This is a genomic window from Paenibacillus flagellatus (genome assembly GCF_003217775.1).
Classification (GTDB): Bacteria; Bacillota; Bacilli; order Paenibacillales; family NBRC-103111; genus Paenibacillus_AB; species Paenibacillus_AB flagellatus.
The window spans coordinates 233,869-253,423 of sequence record NZ_QJVJ01000003.1; the positions used below are offsets into that span (position 1 = coordinate 233,869).

The window sequence follows — 19,555 nt, forward strand, 5'->3', positions numbered from 1 at the left end:
CGGCATGCCGGTGCCGAAGTCGAACCGGTGCGAATGCCAAGGCGTTTTTCCAGACGGAGCCGCACCGGCAGATGAACCATCGCGGCTTGGTCGCCTCGTTCTACGAGCGGCTGCTCGACAGCGGGCTGCATCGGGATTTGCTGCCGGAAGGAGCCGCTTTGGACGGATACAAGCTGCTGTTCACCCCTTTCGTCCCTTATGTAGATGCGGGCTTCCTCGAAAGGGCGCTGCGATTTGTCGGCGACGGAGGCGTCTGGGTCGTCGGTCCTCTCACCGGCGGACGTACGGAAGAGCACACCGTCCCGACGGACGCCGCGCTCGGCGAGCTGGAGCGGTACGCCGGCGTGGAGACGCTGTACACGTACCCGATGGCAGGAACCGGCACGATCGGCCGCGCGTTCGGCGTCGAAGCCCCGCTGTCGCTCTGGAGCGCCGTCTTCGAGCCGAAAGAGGCTGCGGCGATCGGCACGCTGTTGAACGGCATTACCCCGGGGGCCGCCATTGTCACGGAAAACCGCTGCGGCCGCGACAAAATCGTCATGCTCGGATCGTTGCCAGACGGCGCCGAAGGGGAACGGCCTGCTCGACCGGCTGATCGATCATTACGCCGGAGAAGCGGACGTCCGGCTGCGCACCGACGCGACGAAAGGAACGATCGTCGCCCCGAGGCGCGGCGACGGCGGCGACGTCTGGGTCGTCGTCAACATGGACGGAGCCGGCGGCAGCGTCACGGTCCCGCGGGACGGGTACGACGCGCTGACGAACGTGCGCATCCCCGCCGGCCGGCTCGACGTCGGACGCTACGAGTACCGGATCGTCCGGTTCTACGGGTAAGAAAAAGCGTCTCGCGATTTGCGAGACGCCTTTTTCTTCGTATTGCCGATTCCGGCCCGCATTCAGCAGCCGTTGCCGAACGGATTGTTCCGCGATCGCAGCACCTGAGCCAGAAACGCGAGCGCCAGCCCCTGTCCCCACCCTTGAATGCGCTTGTCGGGCACGCTCTTGTAGCCCGCCGCGTCGTTCATGACCGCTGTTCCGGCGGAGACGCCGGTGACGGTGCCGTCCGCGGCGATGCGCGCCAGAATGCCGTCGATCGATCGCTGCGCGTACTTGTTGTACAGCCTCCCTCTCGACAGGAGCGCCGCGGCGATGCCGGCCGAGCCGGACGTTTCGAGCGGCGACGAAGGGTCGTCCACGATCGTATGCCACAGGCCGGACTCGTGCTGCAGACGGACGAGCGCGCTCAGCTGATCGCGGAGCGACCCGTCGATCAGCATGAAGGACGGATGCGTCACCGGCACGAGCTCGAGCGCCCGCGCCATCGTCAGCGCCGCCCAGCTGTTGCCGCGCGCCCAATGAATGGCCGACATATGGTTGCGGGCGATGTTGTCCCAGCCGTGGTAATACAAATTCGTCACCGGGTCCTGCAGCAGGTTTTCGTGACCGTGGTACTGCCTCAAGCCGTCCTCGAAGTAATCGTCCCTCTCCAGCAGCTTGCCGATTCGCAGCAAGTAGTAGCCGGCCATGAACATCGTGTCGACCCACGCCTGCTCCGGAAAGCTGTAGCTCTCCGAGTTGACCGTATGCTGGAAGATGCCGTCCCCGAACCGTTCCGCCTCGTGCTTCAAGTAGTCGGCCATCTCCCGGGCCGTCGCGATGTACTTCTCGTCCTTCGTCGCCTCGTACAGCGTCAAGAGCGAGTGGCCGATCGATACGGCGTTCACGGACAGCTTCGGCAGCCCGTCCTCCATATTCTCGTCGACCCACGCCCGAACGCCGGTCAAGTACGCTTCATTGCCGGTAGCGGCGTACGCTTCGCATACGCCGTAAAAGGCGACGCCTCCCGGCCAATCCCAAGCGAAATCCATCCGGAACGTCCGGTTTACGACCCGTTCGATGGCGTCGCGGATTACGGTATCGTCGAATTGCAGCATCGGCATCGATGTTCGTTCCCCTTCCCGTCCCTATTATCCTTTCAATCCGCTCGTGCTGATCCCTTCCACGATATACCGTTGGAAGAACAGGAACACGACGACGATCGGCACGAGCGACAGCGTCGCCATCGCGAACATGCCGCCCCAGTTGTTCAGCGACTCGCCGTCCAAAAACAGCTTGAGCGCAAGCGACACCGGGTACAGCTCCGGCTTGTTCAAGTAGAGCAGCGGGTTGATGAAATCGTCCCATCTCCAGTAAAAGGAGAAGATCGTCGCCGTAATGAGAGCCGGCGTAATGAGCGGGACGATGATGCGGAAGAAGATGCCGTATTTGCTGCAGCCGTCGATTTTCGCCGCCTCATCCAGCTCGCCCGGTATCGTCCGGATAAACTGCATGATCAGGAAGACGAAAAACGGAACCGCGAAAAACTGCGGAACGATGACCGGCTTGAACGACGACAGCCATCCGAGCTTGGCGAACATGACGTATTGCGGGATGATCGTCACGTCGTGCGGCAGCATCATCGTCATCATGAGGCAGCCGAACCAGAGGCTCTTCCCCCAGAACGGAATGCGGGCGAACGCATACGCGACGAGCGCCGAGCTCGCGACCGCCCCGATCGTCGACACCGTGACGATGAACAGCGAGTTGCGGAAAAACGTCGCGAACGTGTTGCCGGCGAAGCCCGCCCAGCCGGTCGCATAGTTCTCCCAGGCGATCCGGCTCGGCAGCAGGCTGTAAGCGCTCGCGAAAATTTCCCCGTTCGGCTTCAGCGAGCTGGAGACGAGCCACAAGATCGGATACAGCATGACGAGAGCCAGTCCTCCGACAAGCAGATGGTAAGCGATCGTCTTCCAGCGGCTGCCTCCGGAACGGATGCGCTCCGTCTTTTCGGCGTGTCCGGCTGCGGCCGGGCCCGTTGCGATTTTGCTGACGGCCATGGCGTCATTCCCCTTTCGCTTCGTAATGAACCCAATATTTGGACGTCTGGAACAGGACCAGCGCGATCAGTCCGACCAGCAGCAGCATGACCCACGCCATCGCCGACGCATAGCCCATTTCGTAAAACTGGAACGCCCGCCGGTACAAGTAAAGCGAGTACAGCAGCGTATTGTCGAGCGGCCCTCCCTCGCCCCGCGAAATGATGTAGGCCGGCGTGAACGTCATGAACGCCGAAATCGTCTGCATGATCAGGTTGAACAGGATGATCGGGCTGAGCAGCGGCAGCGTGATGCGGAAAAACCGGCGAACGGCGCCGGCGCCGTCCACGTTGGCCGCCTCGTAATACGAGACCGGTATGTTTTTCAGCCCGGCGAGGAAAATAAGCATCGACGAGCCGAACTGCCAGACGGAGAGCGCGATCAGCGTCCAGAGCGCGGTGGAAGGATTGCCGATCCACGACGTGTCGCTATGGATGCCGGCCAGGCCGAGCGCCGAATTGAGCAGCCCCTTGTCGCCGAACACTTGCGTCCACATGATGGCGACCGCGACGCTGCCGCCGATGAGCGAAGGCAAGTAATAGGCCGACCGGTACAGCCCGATGCCCGCGATCGCCTTGTTGAGCAGCAGGGCGACGGCCAGCGCGAAGGCGAGCCGGAACGGGACGCTGGCGCATACGTACGTCAGCGTCACCTGGACCGACTTCCAATACTTGTCGTCGGCGAGAAACATTTTCTCGAAATTGTCGAGACCGATCCACCGCGGCGCTTCGAACAAATTGTAGTCGGTGAACGAGTAGTAAAACGATGACAAGATCGGGTACAGCGTGAAAATAAGAAACCCGAGCACGAACGGCGAAGCGAACGCGTACCCGACCAGATGGTTGTTGTCCAACAGCTTAAGCTTCATCATCGATCATCCCCTGTGTTTGGATGTCTTTATTATAAGAAACGAGGCGAGGCGGCCTGAAGGCAAAAAACCGTCCTTTTTGTTTAATTAGCCGACGTTCCGTTCAACCTGCTACGCCGGCCGGAACGTTTCCCCAGCCTCTTCCCATCCGCAAAAAAACAGGCCCGCCGATGGCGGGCCCGGAATGCGTATGGATATGGCGAAGGATCGGGAAAACGCTTGCGCAAAGAGCCGGTCGCACGGTCCCGAACGTTTCCCGGAACGCTACTTTTTGTTTTTCGCCAAAATCGCGTTCGCCTCTTTGCGGAACTTGGCCGCGCCTTCCTGAACGGTCAGCTTTTTGTACAAAATTTGCTCGACCGTATCTTTGAGCAGCTTGTCGACCTCGACGGCGCCCACCGGATTCGGCGGATCCATCTGGCTGCTGTTCTGCTCGGCCCAGGAGACGTAATCGAACACCTTGGCCTGCTCCGGCGTCAATTCCGGCTTCAGCGCCTCCTTCACCTTCGAGGAGACCGGCACGCCGCGCTCGCCTTTGATGATTTTGTTCGCTTCGATGTCGTTGATGAAGAAGTCGATGAACTTGGCCGCCTCCTCCTTCACCTTCGACGACTTGGCGATCGAGAAGTACATGCTCGGCTTCAAGAACAGCGCCTTGTTCTGGCTCCAGTTCGGGTACGGATGAATGTCGAGCGGACGTTTCGCCGCGTTCGCCATCAAAATGTATTGGTTCGACCAGCCGTTCGACGAGGCGGCGTTGCCCAGCACCATTTCGTCGTCCTCCGGCGTCCCTTTCTTCTGCGCCAGCTTGTCGAGCGGCAGCAGGTAGCCGGCGTCGTACCATTTCTGGTACATCGTGTAGTAGTCGATGAACGGCTTGTCGTCGGCGTACCCGAGCGAGGCGCCGTCGGCGGCGTACATGTGCAGCCCTTGACCGCGCAGGTAGAACGGGAAGACGACGTCGTGACGCAGGTCGGCCGCGATCATTTTGCCTTTCGCCTTCAGCTTGGCGGCGATTTCCTCGAAATCGGCGAACGTCCAATCTTGCTTGAGCGTCACGCCGGCGTCCTTCAGCATTTGCGGATCGATCGTCGAGCCGAGCACGTTCGAGCCGAGGTTCATCGCGACGAGCTTGCCGTCCACCTTGCCGCCGGACAAGCTGTTTTCGCTCACGTCCTTCACGTTGATCGTTCCGTTTTTCGTGTACGGCTCCAAATCCTCCAGCTGACCTCTGCCGCCGTATTGCGTCAAGTAGGAGATGTCCATCTGGAACACGTCGGGCAGTCCGTTCGCCGCCGCCTGCGGAGCGAGCTTCTTCCAGTAATCGTCGAACGAGGCGTACTCGGTTTCGATTTTGACGTGCGGGTTTTTCTTCGTGTACAGCTCGATCACCTTCAACGTATAGTCGTGGCGGGATTGGCCTCCCCACCAAGCGACGCGAAGCGTGACCGGATCTTTCTTCGCGTCCGCCGCAGGCGTCGTGCCCGTCCCGGTCGAGCTTGTTCCGGAACCGGTAGACGCGTTGTTCGACGCCCCTCCGCCGCCGCAGGCGGTCAGCAGCAGGGCCGTTGCCAAAAACGAGGTAACCGCTTTTCTCATCCCGTAGTCCTCCCCCATCGTTTGCATCATCGCGTTTGATAGTGCTTACATTCCCTATTATCCGGCTTGAGGGGGGAAACGTTAATCCAAAAACCCGATCTGTTTGTTCAAAAAGCAGAGTTGTCGAAAGACTTCATATATTCCGACGGCGTGCAGCCGGCGACCTTCTTGAACACTTGGCTGAAATATTGCGGGTTGTCGCCGAAGCCGAGCCGTTCGGCCAGCTCGAATATTTTCAGGTCGCCGCCGGCGATCAGCTCCATCGCCTTCCGGATCCGCGCTTTCATGACGTAATTGGAAAATTTCTCGCCCGTTTCCTTCTTGAACAATTTGCCCAAATAATCGGCGTTCATGTAGAGCATGTCGTGGGCCACCCAGTTGAGCGACAGCTCCGGATTGCCGAGCTGCTCCTCGATGACGGCGATCGCCTTGCGCACGATAGCGCCGTGCTTGACCGTGTTTTGCCGATAATGCCGCTCGGTCATTTCGTCGACGACGCTTTCGAGAAACGACTGGATCGATTGCAGCGTCGTCATTTCGACGATCAGCGGTATTTTTTTGTAATAGTCCTCCATCGTTCCGGGCTCGCAAAGCCGGATCAGCGACACGAACTGCTGGATGACGTACGACTTCGTCACGTCGATATCGAGCTGCGCCTCTTTCAGCCCGGCGATGAATTCGGCCAGCGCCGCCGACGCTTCCTCGCGATGTCCGGACCGGACCGGCATGTTCAGCCGTTCCTCGTCGAAGGCGAAGTCGGTGATGCGCCCCGGCTGCCCGGCGGCCGTGTCCTTGCGCGTAATCAGGCTGCCCTCGCCCAGATAGAACCGGTAATTCAAGCATTGCAGCGTTTCCCGGTAAAGGCTTCGCGCGTTCACGATATGGTCGGGCTCGCTCAGCGCGATCGTCGCGTCTTTTTTGTAATAATGCTGGAACGTGTCGCGAATCCGGTATATCCGTTCGAACAGGTTTTCCGGCCCGTCTCCCGGATCCTCCATGACGATCAGGACGTGATCGCCGATCGTCGTGCTGAGAAGCGGCTTGTCCAAGAGCTCCTCGGCGATGTTTTTGACGGCGAACAAATGCTCGAACTCGAACTCCCCTTCGAGCTGAAACAAGAGCAGCCGCACCCGGTAGTCGGCGTCGAGCCGGAACAAGCTTCGGTAATAGTTCCAATCGCGGCTGCCGTATGTCTTGTTCGTGACGAACTCCTTCAGAAACTGCTCCTTCACGTGCGGCATGACGCGGTCCAGCTCCTGCTTCACCGTCCGGACGAACGTGTCCCGGCTTTCCTCCCGCCGCAGCTCCGCGACGACTTTTCGCAGCGCGTCGCCGATCTTGTCTTCGTTCGTCGGCTTCAGCAAGTAGTGCTGGACGCCGTACTGCATCGCCCGGGCGGCGTAATCGAAATCGCCGAAGCCGGACAGCAGCACGAAGCGGATGCGCGAATCGTAGACGCGCGCGGCCTCGACCAGCTCGAGACCGTCCATCCCGGGCATCCGGATGTCGCTGATGACGATGTCGGGCTTCGTCTCCCGGATCCGTTCGAACGCCTCGACGCCGTTGCGCGCCGTGCCGACCAGCTCCGTCTCGAGCGACGTCCAGTCGACCATCCGGGAAATGCCGTCCAATATTATACGCTCGTCATCCACGAGCAGCACCTTGTACATATGTTATCCCCCCGTTTCGCGCGGAAGCGCGATCGTGATGCGGGTCCCTCGACCCGGTCCGCCGCCGATCCGGATGCCGTATTCGTCGCCGAATGCGATCTTGATCCGCTCGTCGATATTGAGCAGGCCGATTCCTTTGCCCTTCGTCCGCAATTCGCCGCTGCGCAGCCGCTCCAGCGTATCCGGCGGCATCCCCGGACCGTCGTCCTCGACCGTCAGGAAGAAGCCGTCTCCCTCCTCGAATCCCCGGACCGCAATCCGGCAAGGCTCGATCGTCGGCTCCAGCGCGTAATGTATCGCGTTTTCGAGCAGCGGCTGCAGCGTCAGCTTCGGAAGCGGCCGATCGAGCAGCGGGGCGGGCACGTCCAATTCGAACCGGAGCCGCTCCTCGAACCGGTACTGCTGAATCGTCACGTAGCTGCGGACGATGTCGAGCTCTTCGCCGACGGTGATCATCGGCTTTTTCATGTCGACGGAATTGCGGAGCAGGTAGCCGAGCGCCTCCGTCATCTCGGATATTTCGGGCTGCCGGTTGATTTTGGCCATCCAGTTGATCGATTCGAGCGTATTGTACAAAAAATGCGGATTGATCTGCGCCTGCAGCGCCTTGAATTCCGTCTCCTTGATCAGCAGCCGGTTCGCATAATTTTCTTTGATGAGCAGATTGATCCGCTCGATCATGAAACGGAACGTCCGGTGCAGCAGCCCGATCTCGTCCATGCCGAGCCGCACGTCCGACGGAGCGAGCACGTTCGCTTCCTCGAAGTTGCCTTTTTGCGCCAGCTTCATCCGGACGATCAAATCGTCGATCGGTCGGGTGATGCTTCGCGAGAAGCGAATGCCGAGCACGATGACGAGTGCGAAAATGCCGACGAAGACGATGACGACGAGCCGCTTGATGAACAGAATCGATTCGAATATTCGGTCGAACGGCGTAACGCTCCAGTACGTCCACCCGGTGTCGCGAGAGCGGATATGCGAGACGAAATACGGCTCCCCGCCGATGTCGCGGATCGAATATCCTTTGTCCGGCCCGACCGAACTGGTCAAGCTCGCCGCATCGACCGCCGGACGCTGCGGAAAGATGACGTCCTCGCCGGACGTAAGCACGATATCGCCTTCCTCCGAGGCAAGGTCTTTGACGATGCGGTCGATGTTGATGCGAACGACGAGTGTACCGAGGTGGGCCAAGTCGAAGTTCGTATTCGAATACGAGCGGATTTCCCGAACGGCGATCATCGCGGAATCGTCCGCATCCGGATATATCCACCGGTTGTCGCCCATCGCGGACGCTGCGGTGTCGAGGATGCGGCGCATTTTGCCGGGATCGATCCGGACGATGTTCCCGCCGTCATGCTCGGTCCCTCTCGCATCGATCAGCTGGATCGAGTGCAAATAAGGCTCCGAGCCCGAATAGCTGAACAGCCGGTCGACCAGATGCTGGCGCACGATCAGCCGATCGTAATCGGAAGCGCTTTCTTTAAGCGACGTCAGCCACCCTTGGATCGTGACGTCGGTAGCGATGCTGTATGACAGCTGCTCCAGCCGGTCGAGCTCCTTTTCGATGGCGGCGGACGACATGTTGAGCGCGCGGGCCGATTTGTCGTAAATTTGCCCGTCGTAGATCGAGAACGCATACTGCTGCACGATAATCGTAAACGCCATCGAGAGCGCGATAATGAACGCGATCAGCAGCGACAGCTTGTTGCGGATCCGCATATGCCGATACGCGTCGAGAACGGAACGCCAACGCATCGATTCCCGTCACCCCCCTGTCTGGTCTTCCGGCGTTAGCGGTCGGCGGAAGTCTCCCTGCTAGTGTACCATACGCCCGACGGGAATTCGATTGGATCGTCCGAGCCGTCTTTTCCCAACGTTTCGATTCAACGAAAAAAAGACCTCCGCCCTAACCGGCAGAAGCCTTCGGTCGACCGTTCCCCGCCGACGTTCAATCTTCGCTTTTCCGCAGCGGAAAAAGGCTGCGTACGCGCTCGTCCCTCAGCCACAGGCCGCCCCAGGCCAAGACGGCCAGGTAGACCGGAAAAAGCGTGTGCGTGAACAGCGGTGCGTCCATTCGTACGTGCGTGGCCACGACGCCTCCGAAAAACCCGGTCATCAGCACGACGCCCAGAAGCGACGTGCGGGGAATCGCGTACAGAATCGTGGACAGCAGCCCCAGCACGCCGATCAATACGATATGGTGCTCGGCATAGCCGAGCGAAACCGTCCCTTCGACGACGACGTCGGGCTTCATGAACTTGCCGACGCTGTCGAACAGCATGAACAGGATGGTCAAGCCGCTCATGATCCACGCCGTCCACAGCCGGCCTCTCGAATACGTTCTGCGCATCGAATCACCTTTCTTTCGTATCGTTAATTCGATTGTAGCACGAAAGAGCGGCCGATATTTCTTATGGATTGCTCGATTCGCGCTCCTCCGTTCGTTGAGGCGTCCCGTTTGCAGCAGTTTGAGTAGACATAATAATTATTATGTTAATTTTTTTGCTTCGATGACTTGCCCGCGCCAATCAAGCGCCTTACGAACGATCGAATACCGAGCGGTAAAGGAACATCCCGAACCAAAGCAAAACGGCGATCCAAACGAAAATAATGAGGCTTCCGGCAATCCAATTTTTCGGTTTGCCCGGTTGTAACCGTTCCTCCGCTTTTCTCGTGCAATCCCGGATCACGGCTTCGGGCAGCATGTTCAGCGCAAGCGCAACGCCAAGCGGAATCAGGATCACGTCATCCAAATAGCCCAATACGGGGATGAAATCCGGAATCAAATCGATCGGGCTGAACGCGTAAGCGACGACGCACACGGCGACCGCTTTCGCATACCAAGGCGTTCGATCGTCTTTGTAGGCAAAGTACAGGACGAACACTTGCCGCTTCAGCTTGTTAGCCCATTTCCTTATGCTTTCAATCAGGGCCGGCTCCCCCCTACTTACCGATTATCGTATCGCGATCCTTCCATATCGGGAACGATTGTCTCTCTTGACCGCTCCACTTTTACTATAAAGGATCTGCGACCGTTTGTAACGATCGCGGCTCAAATCGCGGGCCCCACGCCTCACTCGGCCTCTTTAGCCGTCGGCCGGCTCCCGGCAGCTTCGGTCGAAATTCGTCCATCAACGCCTTCTATCGCGTCCATAACAATCCTTTATCGAACTTGCCGGCCGCCAGATGGTATCATGGAGGTAACTATCCGACGATCGGGGACATGCTAACATGGCGTCATTTTCTTGGAAACGCAATTTGGTCGTATTGTGGATCGGCACGTTTTTGGTCAGCATGGCGTACTCGGTCTCCATCCCGTTCATGTCGATCTTTTTGGAAACCGACATCGGGATCAAAAGCCATCTGGAGGCTTGGACGGGCGTCGTATTCGCCGTTACGTTTTTGTCCGGGGCGCTGATCGCGCCGTTCTGGGGCTCGCTGGCCGACAAATACGGGCGCAAGCCGATGATGCTGCGGGCCGGCATTTGTTTGGCGTTTTGCTATTTTCTTTATTTCATCGTCGACAGCCCGTACGAGCTGATCGGCGCCCGCATACTGGAAGGGCTGCTGGCCGGCTACATCCCGTCCGCCGTCGCCTTGGTCGCCACGAACACCCCGGAGAAGCATATGGGGTACGCGCTGGGCGTCATCTCGACGTCGAGTGCGGCCGCATCGATCATCGGTCCGCTGGTGGGCGGCGTCGTCAGCCATATGATCGGGCCGCGGGACACCTTCGCGCTGGCGAGCGGCATGGTGTTCGTCGCCTTCCTCATTTGTTTGTTCTGGGTCAAGGAGCCGTCGTTCAACCGGTCGACGGCGAAACGATCGTCCATCTCGCAAGATTTGAAGGTCGCCGCCTCCAACCGCAGCTTGATGATCGCCTTCGCGGTCGTCTTCGTCGTGACGACGTCCGTCATGGTGCTGGAGCCGCTTCTTACGATTTACGTGCAAAAGCTGGGTTCGGACCCGTCGTCCGCATCGCTGTACGCCGGCATCATTTTCTCGTCGGTCGGCGTGGCGACGCTGATCGCCGCTCCTTGGTGGGGCAAGCACGGCACGAGGATCGGCTATGAGAAGGTGCTGTTCATCGGCCTGTTGGGCGGAGGAATCGGAAATGTGCTGCAGGTGTTCTTCCACAGCTTGGTCGGCTTCGGGGCGCTGCGCTTCGGCTACGGGCTGTTCTTCGCCGCGGTGTATCCGGCGCTCAACGCCTTTATCGCGGAACGGACCGACCCGGCTTTCCGCAGCCGCGCGTTCAGCTTGAATCAGTCGTCCAACCAAATGGGGCTCCTGTTCGGCCCTCTGATCGGCGGCTTCGCCGCGACACAAATCCCGATCCCGATCGTATTCGCGCTGACGGGCTTCGTGCTGCTGCTCGTCGCCCTTCTGCTTAAAGTCCCGAAATTTTCGATCTCCCGCGACACTGCCTCCGAGAAGCAGGCCGCGGGGTAATCGGCTTTACAGCATCTTGCGCAGGCTGATCGAATTCGGATACGTGAACTCGAAGCCGTACGTTTTGTACATCTCGATGGACGGAACGTCCGCCATCAAGATCGCCTCGGACCCTTTCGGCGCGCTGCCGGTCAAGTAATCCGCCAGCTCGGCCATCATCTTTCGTTCGAGCCCCGTGTCCCGGTATTCGGGGGCGACCGTCAAATCGACGATTTGAAAATAATAAGCGCCGTCTCCGATCACCCGGGCCATTCCGATCAGCTTCGAGCCGTCGTCTCTTACGGTAAGCGAAGCGATCGAGCGGCCCAAGGCGCGTTCGGCCCTCGCTTCGTCCTTCGAATCGTGACCGGCCGCTTGGCGCAATTCGATGTATTCCTTCGGGCTCGGCCTTTCGAAATGAATGTTCATGCTCCCCAGCTCCTTTTCTTTGATTTCCACCTACATCCTTCACTATACAACATGAATGCAAGTGATAAGGTCGAGGTCCTCCTGTGCGAATATTAGGGCGCAAGAATAGAAAAAGCTTAAAAAGCAGCTTGAAAGTTTTTTTGCAAAGTCGAAAGGGGCGAAGCCGAAGCTTCGCCCCTTTTCGCTACGCCGATCCGGGCCTGTTCTCCCGGTGAAGGCGCTTTTCGTTAAACCAAAGTTAAACTGGACCTCCTCGCACGGCGAACTATAATAGGAACCGACAGTCCAACCGCCAAGGAGGAAACGCTCATGTCCAATCAAGCCATTCGTACGATTACCGTCCCGTCTCAGCAGCTTCCGGTCCGCCATACGCCCGGCGTCGTCGTCGTCGGGGGCGGCGCCTCCGGCGTCGCGGCCGCGATCGCCGCCGCCCGCAACGGAGCCGAAACGCTCCTGATCGAACAGCGAGGCTACCTCGGGGGCATGGGAACGGCGGCGCTCGTCCCCGCCTTTTGCCCGTATACGGACGGCGAGAAGCCGGTCATCCGCGGCATCGGGCTCGAGCTGCTGGAGAAGATGAAGCTGGCCGCCGGCGACCGCTTTCTGAACCGGTACAAAGACCGGCTCGACTGGGTACCGATCGACGTCGAGACGCTGAAGCGCGTCTACGACGAAGCCGTCCTGGACAGCGGAGCGAAGCTGCTGTTCCATACCGTCGCGGATCAAGTGCTGCTCGACGGCGACCGCATCGACGGACTCGTCATCAGCAACAAATCCGGCCGTTCCGTCGTGCAAGCGAAGCTGTATATCGATGCGACGGGAGATGCGGACTTGGCCGCTCTCGCCGGCGTCCCTTTCCAGCTCGGCGGCGAGCAAGGAGAGCTACAGCCCGGAACGATGTGCTTCGTCGTCACGGGGGCCGACAAGGACCGCTTCGACCGGTTTATCCGGGAAACCGGCCAGCACCCGCAGCTGGAGGAGCTGGTTACCGCCGCCCAGCGGGACGGCGAGCTGCCCGAGGGGAGGAAGCGCATTTCCGGTATCGCGTGGATTACCGATTCCGTCGCGGGCTTCAACTTCGGCCATATTTTCGACATCGACGGGACGAAGGCCGAGGATTTGACTCGCGCCGCGGTCGAAGGCCGCAGGCTGATCGACACGCAAATCCGGTTTTTGCGGCGTCGCGTGCCGGGCTTCGAAAACATTCATCTCGTCCATTCCGGCGACCAGATCGGCATCCGCGAGACGCGCCGCATTCAGGGCGATTATACGCTTGTCGTCGAAGATTTTTTGTCGATGCGCACGTTCGAGGACGATATCGCGCGGAACTCGTACTTCATCGACATCCATTTGGCCAATGCGGGCAGCACGATGACGATCAAGCATTTGCCGAAGGGCCAGTCCCACGGCGTCCCTTACCGCTGCATGCTGCCGAAAGGCAAATCGAACCTGATCGTAGCCGGGCGTTCGGTCTCCTCCGACCGGCCGGTTCAAGGATCGCTGCGGGTGATGCCGAACTGCTTCGCCATGGGCCAAGCGGCCGGGGTGGCCGCTTCGATGGCCGGGGCCGCCGGCGTCGGCTTCCGCGAAGTGCCGGTGCGGGAGCTGCAGCGCAAGCTGATCGAGCAAGGGGCGTGGCTGGGTGAGCGGCCGGGGCAGGCCGGTATCGTCAGGCCCGTAGCGGCGGGAGCGGTGGCGTACGAAGAGGAGGCATGATCGCCGATGCGGCGGACGACCGCTTAAAGCGGTGCCGTTCCCGACAGCGCGGATTCCGCAATGATCGCGGCGAATGACAGCGTCAACGCGTACAAGGAAAAACGGAACGTGCCTTTCGCCCATCGGGCTTCGTCCTTCGCGGTTAAGCCTCGCACGCACATCACGAACCAGACGAGGAGAAGACCGGTGGCGAAAGCCGTAAAGAACGGTCCCCCGTAACCGAAACGATACAGGAGGCCGGGAATCGGCAGCAGTGCCGCGGCATACGGCAGCATTTGGAGCTTCGTGCGGCGAACGCCCTTCACGACGGGAAGCAGCGGATAGCCGGCCGCCCGGTACTCCTCCCGCTTCAAAATGCCGAGCGCCCAAAAATGCGGCGGCTGCCAAGCGAACATCAACAAGAACAGCAGCCAAGCGCCGGCGTCCAATTCGCCCGATACGCTGCAATAGCCGATCATCGGAGGCATCGCCCCGGCGACGCCTCCGACCGACGTGCTCCACGTCGATCTCGGCTTCAGCCAAAGCGTATAGACGACATCGTAGACGAACAGACCGACGATGCCGAGCAGCATGCACAGCGGATTGACGAGGACGTACAGCAGAAGGAGGCCGCTTCCGGCCGCCGCCGCCGCGGCGCCTGCAACGATTCGGGGCGATAGCCGCCCGGACGGCAGCGCGCGGCTGCGGGTTCGGGCCATGCGCGTATCCCGGTGCCGGTCGAGCACGTTGTTCGTCATCGACGCGGCCGCGACGATCAGCGCCGTCCCGACGAGCATATAGACGAAAGCGGGAAATCCGAACGGTCGGCCGGTCGCGAGAAAGCCGCCCGCGACGGCGGCGAACAGGTTGGACATCAGAATGCCCGGCTTGACGACGGTTTTCCAATCGCTCCATCTCGAAGGGACGGAGGCCGACCGGGAAGCCGTGTTTTCGTCATCGTTCGCGGATTCGTACTTGTTCACGTTCTTATTCGCGTTCTTGTTCACGTTCCATGCATTCTTCTCGTTCCGCACGCGCGTTCGCCCCCTCCTCCTGCCGAGTTACCCGGAATCGTTCCCTTTCCGGGCCAGCAGCGTCATTTGCTCTTCGATGATCCGCAGCAAAAATTCGCAATCTTCGATTTCCGTCCGGTTATGGTCCTTTTTGTGCCAGTTCAAGCAAAACCGGACATGCTCCCTCCACTGCTCCAGCTCGTCGTACGTGCAGGCCCGTACCCGTTCATGTTCATGCTCGCGATGCATGTGGATTACCTCCCCGCCCAGATCGACCCGAGCCGAAGCCAGGTGGCGCCTTCTTCGACGGCGACCTCGAAGTCGCCCGACATGCCCATGGACAAATGCTCGACCGGATACGGAAACGGATTTTGCGCGTTCAATCGGTCTCTAAGCTTCCTCAACCCTTCGAAAACCGGTCTGGCCGCTTCGGGGCGGTCCGCGAGCGGGGCCATCGTCATCAAACCGACGACCCGGATATGGGGCAGACGGGCGACTTGATCGGCGAAATCGAACAGCTCCTCGGGCTTCAACCCGTATTTGCTTGTCTCTCCTGAGACGTTAACCTGGACAAAGCATCGCACGGCTCGGTCCAAGACAGCCGCCCGCCTTTCGATTTCGTGCGCGAGCGGCAGCCGGTCGAGCGAATGAACGTAGTCGAAGCGCGAAATGACGTCTTTGACTTTGTTCGTCTGCAGATGACCGATATAGTGCCACGTTCCCCGCGAATGAAGCGCCTCCCACTTGTCCCGGGCGTCCGGCCAACGGCTTTCGCCGATATGGGAAGCGCCGCCGAGCTCCATCAGCCGTTCGGCTTCATGCAGCGTAAGGTGTTTGGTGACGGCGACGACGCTCACTTCATCCCGGCTGCGGCCGCTGCGCCGGCACGCCTCCCGGATTCGCCGTTCGACGGCTTCCATCCGCTCCTTCGCCTCCATCGTATCCGCCTCCTTCCGACCGGCTGTTACCAGCCGCGGTCCTGCATCCGTTCCGCCGCCTGCAGCCGGGATATTTCGATTCCTTTCATCGGCGCGCCCAAGTTTTTGGACACGTTCGCGATCAGCTCGTAGTCCGTAAAGTGCGTCGCCGCCTGCACGATGGCGCGGGCGAATTTCTCCGGCTGGTCCGATTTGAATATGCCCGAACCGACGAACACGCCGTCGGCGCCGAGCGTCATCATCAGCGCCGCATCGGCGGGAGTGGCGACGCCGCCCGCGGCGAAATTGACGACGGGCAGCTTCCCGGTCTCGTGGACGTGAAGCAGCAGCTCGTAAGGGGCGCCGAGCTGTTTCGCTTCCGCCATCAGCTCGTCCTTGCTCATCGCCTGCACCTTGCGGATTTGCCCCGTCATCATGCGCATATGCCGCACCGCTTCCACGATGTTGCCCGTCCCCGGCTCTCCCTTCGTGCGGATCATGGACGCTCCTTCGCCGATCCGGCGAAGCGCCTCGCCCAAATCGCGCGCTCCGCAGACGAACGGCACCGTAAAATCGCGCTTGTCGATATGATAGCATTCGTCGGCCGGCGTGAGCACTTCGCTTTCGTCGATATAGTCCGCGCCGAGCGCCTCCAGCACTTTCGCTTCGACGAAATGCCCGATGCGCGCCTTCGCCATGACCGGGATCGAGACGGCCTGCATCACCTGTTCGACGACGACCGGGTCGGCCATCCGGGCGACGCCGCCCGCCGCGCGGATGTCCGCCGGCACCCGCTCCAGCGCCATAACCGCGGACGCTCCGGCCGCCTCGGCGATTTTCGCCTGCTCGGCGTTCATAACGTCCATGATGACGCCGCCTTTTTGCATGTCGGCCATGCCTCGTTTCACTCGAATCGTTCCTGTTTCCATGATCGATCGTCCTCCCATTCGCTATCGATGTAAGATGAACCCGGCGATTCAGTCGCCGACCACCCGGTACGGCTCGCCGCCTGCCCGGTCGCGGTTGGCGCGTTCGGACTCGCGCGTTCGCATTCGGGATCGGCAGCCCGCTTCCCAACCGTCCAGCAGCTTCCATAGGACGGCTTTCGACGCGGACAGCCATTCGGACCGGTCCGTCATATCCTCGGCGCGTTGCACGAATTCCCCGCCACCCAGCTCGAAGCGGCCGTGCTCGATCATGCGGCGGATGCCGGATTCGCTGCATTCCAGGTGAAACTGCAAGCCGATCGCGCCGTCCCCGTATTCGAACGCCTGATTCGCGCACCCCAAGCTGAACGCGATTCGTGTAGCGCCGTCCGGCAAAGAAAACGTATCGCCGTGCCAATGGAACGGCAGAAATTGCTCCGGAAGCTGGCCGAACGTCTCGGACCGCTTCGCCTCCTCGGTCAGCCGGACCGGGAACCAGCCGATCTCCTTGACCGGATTGCGCGTCACGCTCCCGCCGGCCGCTTCGGCCAAAAGCTGGGCGCCCAAGCAAATGCCGAGCACCGGCTTGCCCAGCTGAACCGTTTCCCGGATCAGCCGCTTTTCCGGGACGAGCCACGGATAGTCGGCTTCGTCGTGTACCCCCATCGGGCCGCCCAGCACGACCAGCATGTCGAACGCCGAAGGGTCCGGCAGCCGGGACGATTCATACAGCGCCGTCCCCGACAGCCGGTGTCCTTTTTCCTTCGCCCATACCGCGATAAGGTCGGGGGCTTCGAACGGGACGTGCTGCAAGTAGTGAATACGCATGAAGTTCGCCTCCCCGGTACGAAATGGCAAGCACCTTGAGTATAAAATCGACCGAACGATATAACAATCCAATTCTTTTACTCCATACGATAGTCTATACCTATCGTTCTCCGGCCCCACTCACCACTCGCTTACCCGTACCTTTGCAGAAAACTCCGCATAAACGCCGTCAGCGCGAGGCAATCTTCCAACCCGACCGCGTTGTAGATCGAAGCGCGCAAATGACCCGCGTCCCGGTGTCCTTTCAGCCCGACGAAGCCGTGCCGTTCCGATTCCTTCACGAAAAGCTCGTCCCGTTCCGCGTCCGGCGTCCGAAACGTCACGTTCATCATCGACCGGCTGTCCCGGCCGGCCAACCCTTCGTAGAAGCCGCCGCTCTCGTCGACGGTGCGGTAGAGCAGCTCCGCCTTCCTCCTATTGTTTCGCTCGATGCCGACGACACCGCCGTTGCGGCGAATCCATTTCAGCACAAGGTTGACGATGTAGATAGAAAACACCGGCGGCGTATGGAACAGCGAGCCGTGCTCGGCGTGAACCCGATAATTCAAAATGTCGGGGACGGTTCTCGGGATGCCGCGAAGCAAGTCGTTGCGTACGATCACGATCGTAACGCCGGAAGGCCCCGCGTTTTTTTGCGCTCCGGCGTACACGAGATCGAAGCGGGACATGTCGACCGTCCGCGACAGCAGGTCGCTGGACATGTCGGCTACGAGCGGAACGCCGCCCGGATCGGGAAACTCGCGAAACTGGGTGCCCGCGATCGTCTCGTTGGTCGTCATATGCACGTAAGCCGCATCCGGGCGGACGGACAGCCCGCGCACGTCCGGAACGTTCCTGAACTTGTCCGCTTCCGAGCTTGCGGCGACGACGACGTCGCCCACCTTGTCCGCTTCCATCCGGGCTTTGACCGACCATGTGCCGCTGAGCACGTACGCGGCCGTCCGCCCTTCGACGAGCAAATTCAACGGGACCATGGCGAATTGCGTGCTCGCCCCTCCTTGCAGGAACAACACCTCGCAATCGGAGGGGATGTCGAGCAGCTCCCGCAGCAATTGCCGGGTTTCGCCGTGGATCGTTTCGTACACCTTGCTTCTGTGAGAAATTTCAAGGACGGACAGGCCGGTGCCGTTCAGATCGAGAAGCTCCTCCCGCACCTGCTCCAGCACTTCGGCCGGAAGCCGGGCCGGCCCCGCGTTGAAATTGTAGGACTGCGCCATCCGGATTCCCCCTTTTCTTTTGATACATTTTCCGTTATGATAATCCAAATATCATTGTTACTACCTATCGTTCTGCATCGAATTGGAGGCATCCCCATGGAACTGAAACAGCTGGAATATTTTATGGCCGTCTGCCGGGAGCTTCACTTCACCCGCGCCGCCGAGAAGCTCGGCATCGCCCAGCCGTCGCTCAGCCAGCAAATCCGTCTGCTCGAGCACGAAATCGGCACGCCGCTGTTCGACCGCGTCGGCAAAAAAACGATCATGACCGAAGCGGGCCGGACGCTGCTGCACCACAGCTACAACGTGTTTCACGAGCTGTCCCAGGCGCGGGCCGCCATCAGCGAGCTGCAAGGCTTGAAGCGCGGGACGCTCAAGATCGGCGCGCTGCTGACGGTCGTCAACTACTTGCTGCCGCCGACCGTCATCGGGTTCCATCGCAGCTACCCGAACGTCGAGCTGTCCGTTCTCGGCCTGCGCACCGGGGATATATACGACGGGCTGCTGCAAAACGAGCTCGATCTCGGCATCGCGCTTCTGCCGATGGAGCACGACGACTTGGAATCGATTCCGCTGTACAAAGAAAATCTCGCTCTCGCCGCCCCCGCCGATCATCCGGTCGCCGAGCTGCCGTTCGTCTCGCTCGACGTCCTGAAGGAGACGCCGTCCGTCCTGCTGCCCGGCACGTATTCGATGCGCCGGCTGATCGACGAGCATTGCCGCGCGTTCGATTTCGCGCCGCGACCGGTCATGGAGATGACGACGATGGAGTCGATCGTCAACATGGTCGTCAAGGGCGTCGGCGTCACCGTCCTGCCGAAGGCGTATCTCGATTACATCGCCAATCCGAATATCCGCACCGTTCCGATTCAAAACCCGACGATCACGACGCAGATCGGGCTCGTGTACCGCAAAAACAAATATTTGTGTGCGGCGAGCCGGGTTTTCATGGAACAGCTGATCGCGACGATCAAATCGGGCAGCTACAAATAGAACCGGCCGTGCGCGTCCCGAGCCGCCGCGCCGCATGTCCGGCGGCGACCGCCG

General features: G+C 60.4%; 19 protein-coding genes and 1 pseudogene. 5 read left to right on the top strand and 15 right to left on the bottom strand.

Translation table 11 applies throughout. From position 1 onward, the window contains the following. Positions 1 to 71: 71 nt before the first annotated feature. Positions 72 to 497 (top strand): annotated as a pseudogene (locus DLM86_RS32670) (beta-galactosidase trimerization domain-containing protein); the annotation flags it as partial. A 4-nt stretch (positions 498 to 501) separates the two neighbouring features. After that, positions 502 to 834 carry a Beta-galactosidase C-terminal domain gene (locus DLM86_RS32675; RefSeq protein WP_245954399.1) on the top strand — a complete coding sequence of 111 codons (333 nt, stop codon included), beginning with the start codon at positions 502 to 504 and terminating at the stop codon, positions 832 to 834. A gap of 62 nt (positions 835 to 896) precedes the next feature. Here the strand turns inward: DLM86_RS32675 and DLM86_RS07645 are convergent, their stop codons facing one another. The 8 genes from DLM86_RS07645 to DLM86_RS07680 all read right to left on the bottom strand — a co-directional run bounded on the left by DLM86_RS07645 (position 897) and on the right by DLM86_RS07680 (position 9,982). Continuing rightward, complete coding sequence (locus DLM86_RS07645; protein WP_110839397.1) at positions 897 to 1,940, bottom strand: glycoside hydrolase family 88/105 protein; 1,044 nt, start codon at positions 1,938 to 1,940, stop codon at positions 897 to 899. 27 nt (positions 1,941 to 1,967) lie between these two features. After that, the gene (locus tag DLM86_RS07650) at positions 1,968 to 2,876 is read right to left on the bottom strand and encodes a carbohydrate ABC transporter permease (RefSeq protein ID WP_110839398.1); all 909 of its coding nucleotides are present in this window, start codon (positions 2,874 to 2,876) and stop codon (positions 1,968 to 1,970) included. A 4-nt stretch (positions 2,877 to 2,880) separates the two neighbouring features. Continuing rightward, a complete protein-coding gene (locus tag DLM86_RS07655) occupies positions 2,881 to 3,786 on the bottom strand; it encodes a carbohydrate ABC transporter permease (RefSeq protein ID WP_110839399.1) in 906 nt (301 codons plus the stop codon). A 261-nt stretch (positions 3,787 to 4,047) separates the two neighbouring features. After that, on the bottom strand, positions 4,048 to 5,382 hold the full coding sequence (locus DLM86_RS07660) for an ABC transporter substrate-binding protein (protein ID WP_110839759.1): 1,335 nt from the start codon (positions 5,380 to 5,382) through the stop codon (positions 4,048 to 4,050). 107 nt (positions 5,383 to 5,489) lie between these two features. Continuing rightward, positions 5,490 to 7,052 carry a response regulator transcription factor gene (locus DLM86_RS07665; RefSeq protein WP_110839400.1) on the bottom strand — a complete coding sequence of 521 codons (1,563 nt, stop codon included), beginning with the start codon at positions 7,050 to 7,052 and terminating at the stop codon, positions 5,490 to 5,492. A gap of 3 nt (positions 7,053 to 7,055) precedes the next feature. Beyond that, complete coding sequence (locus DLM86_RS07670) at positions 7,056 to 8,807, bottom strand: sensor histidine kinase (protein ID WP_110839401.1); 1,752 nt, start codon at positions 8,805 to 8,807, stop codon at positions 7,056 to 7,058. A 193-nt stretch (positions 8,808 to 9,000) separates the two neighbouring features. Next, positions 9,001 to 9,402 carry a DoxX family protein gene (locus DLM86_RS07675; protein ID WP_110839402.1) on the bottom strand — a complete coding sequence of 134 codons (402 nt, stop codon included), beginning with the start codon at positions 9,400 to 9,402 and terminating at the stop codon, positions 9,001 to 9,003. A 187-nt stretch (positions 9,403 to 9,589) separates the two neighbouring features. Beyond that, complete coding sequence (locus DLM86_RS07680) at positions 9,590 to 9,982, bottom strand: YkvA family protein (protein ID WP_110839403.1); 393 nt, start codon at positions 9,980 to 9,982, stop codon at positions 9,590 to 9,592. Positions 9,983 to 10,283: 301 nt separating this feature from the next. On the opposite strand from DLM86_RS07680, the gene DLM86_RS07685 reads away from it, so the two are divergent. Next, entirely contained in the window at positions 10,284 to 11,504 is a 1,221-nt protein-coding gene (locus tag DLM86_RS07685; protein ID WP_110839404.1) for an MFS transporter, read from the top strand. Between the two features lie 6 nt (positions 11,505 to 11,510). Here DLM86_RS07685 and DLM86_RS07690 read toward each other — a convergent pair whose 3' ends face one another. Continuing rightward, the gene (locus DLM86_RS07690; protein ID WP_110839405.1) at positions 11,511 to 11,912 is read right to left on the bottom strand and encodes a GNAT family N-acetyltransferase; all 402 of its coding nucleotides are present in this window, start codon (positions 11,910 to 11,912) and stop codon (positions 11,511 to 11,513) included. Between the two features lie 309 nt (positions 11,913 to 12,221). Between DLM86_RS07690 and DLM86_RS07695 the strand changes: the two genes are divergently transcribed. Further along, positions 12,222 to 13,628 (top strand): FAD-dependent oxidoreductase, encoded by a 1,407-nt coding sequence (locus tag DLM86_RS07695; protein WP_110839406.1) that lies wholly within the window; start codon positions 12,222 to 12,224, stop codon positions 13,626 to 13,628. A gap of 23 nt (positions 13,629 to 13,651) precedes the next feature. Here the strand turns inward: DLM86_RS07695 and cyoE are convergent, their stop codons facing one another. The 6 genes from cyoE to serC form a co-directional block, all read right to left on the bottom strand. Next, complete coding sequence (gene cyoE / locus DLM86_RS07700; RefSeq protein WP_245954401.1) at positions 13,652 to 14,641, bottom strand: heme o synthase; 990 nt, start codon at positions 14,639 to 14,641, stop codon at positions 13,652 to 13,654. A 27-nt stretch (positions 14,642 to 14,668) separates the two neighbouring features. After that, positions 14,669 to 14,869: a hypothetical protein gene (locus DLM86_RS07705; RefSeq protein WP_110839407.1), complete on the bottom strand. Its 201-nt coding sequence runs from the start codon at positions 14,867 to 14,869 to the stop codon at positions 14,669 to 14,671. Positions 14,870 to 14,874: 5 nt separating this feature from the next. Next, the gene (locus tag DLM86_RS07710) at positions 14,875 to 15,558 is read right to left on the bottom strand and encodes a YggS family pyridoxal phosphate-dependent enzyme (RefSeq protein ID WP_110839408.1); all 684 of its coding nucleotides are present in this window, start codon (positions 15,556 to 15,558) and stop codon (positions 14,875 to 14,877) included. Between the two features lie 26 nt (positions 15,559 to 15,584). Then, on the bottom strand, positions 15,585 to 16,469 hold the full coding sequence (gene pdxS / locus DLM86_RS07715) for a pyridoxal 5'-phosphate synthase lyase subunit PdxS (protein ID WP_211326499.1): 885 nt from the start codon (positions 16,467 to 16,469) through the stop codon (positions 15,585 to 15,587). Positions 16,470 to 16,514: 45 nt separating this feature from the next. Next, positions 16,515 to 17,291: a type 1 glutamine amidotransferase gene (locus DLM86_RS07720; RefSeq protein WP_110839410.1), complete on the bottom strand. Its 777-nt coding sequence runs from the start codon at positions 17,289 to 17,291 to the stop codon at positions 16,515 to 16,517. Between the two features lie 131 nt (positions 17,292 to 17,422). Then, the gene (gene serC, locus DLM86_RS07725) at positions 17,423 to 18,508 is read right to left on the bottom strand and encodes a 3-phosphoserine/phosphohydroxythreonine transaminase (protein WP_110839411.1); all 1,086 of its coding nucleotides are present in this window, start codon (positions 18,506 to 18,508) and stop codon (positions 17,423 to 17,425) included. A 96-nt stretch (positions 18,509 to 18,604) separates the two neighbouring features. On the opposite strand from serC, the gene DLM86_RS07730 reads away from it, so the two are divergent. Beyond that, on the top strand, positions 18,605 to 19,501 hold the full coding sequence (locus DLM86_RS07730) for a LysR family transcriptional regulator (protein ID WP_110839412.1): 897 nt from the start codon (positions 18,605 to 18,607) through the stop codon (positions 19,499 to 19,501). Positions 19,502 to 19,555: the final 54 nt, after the last annotated feature.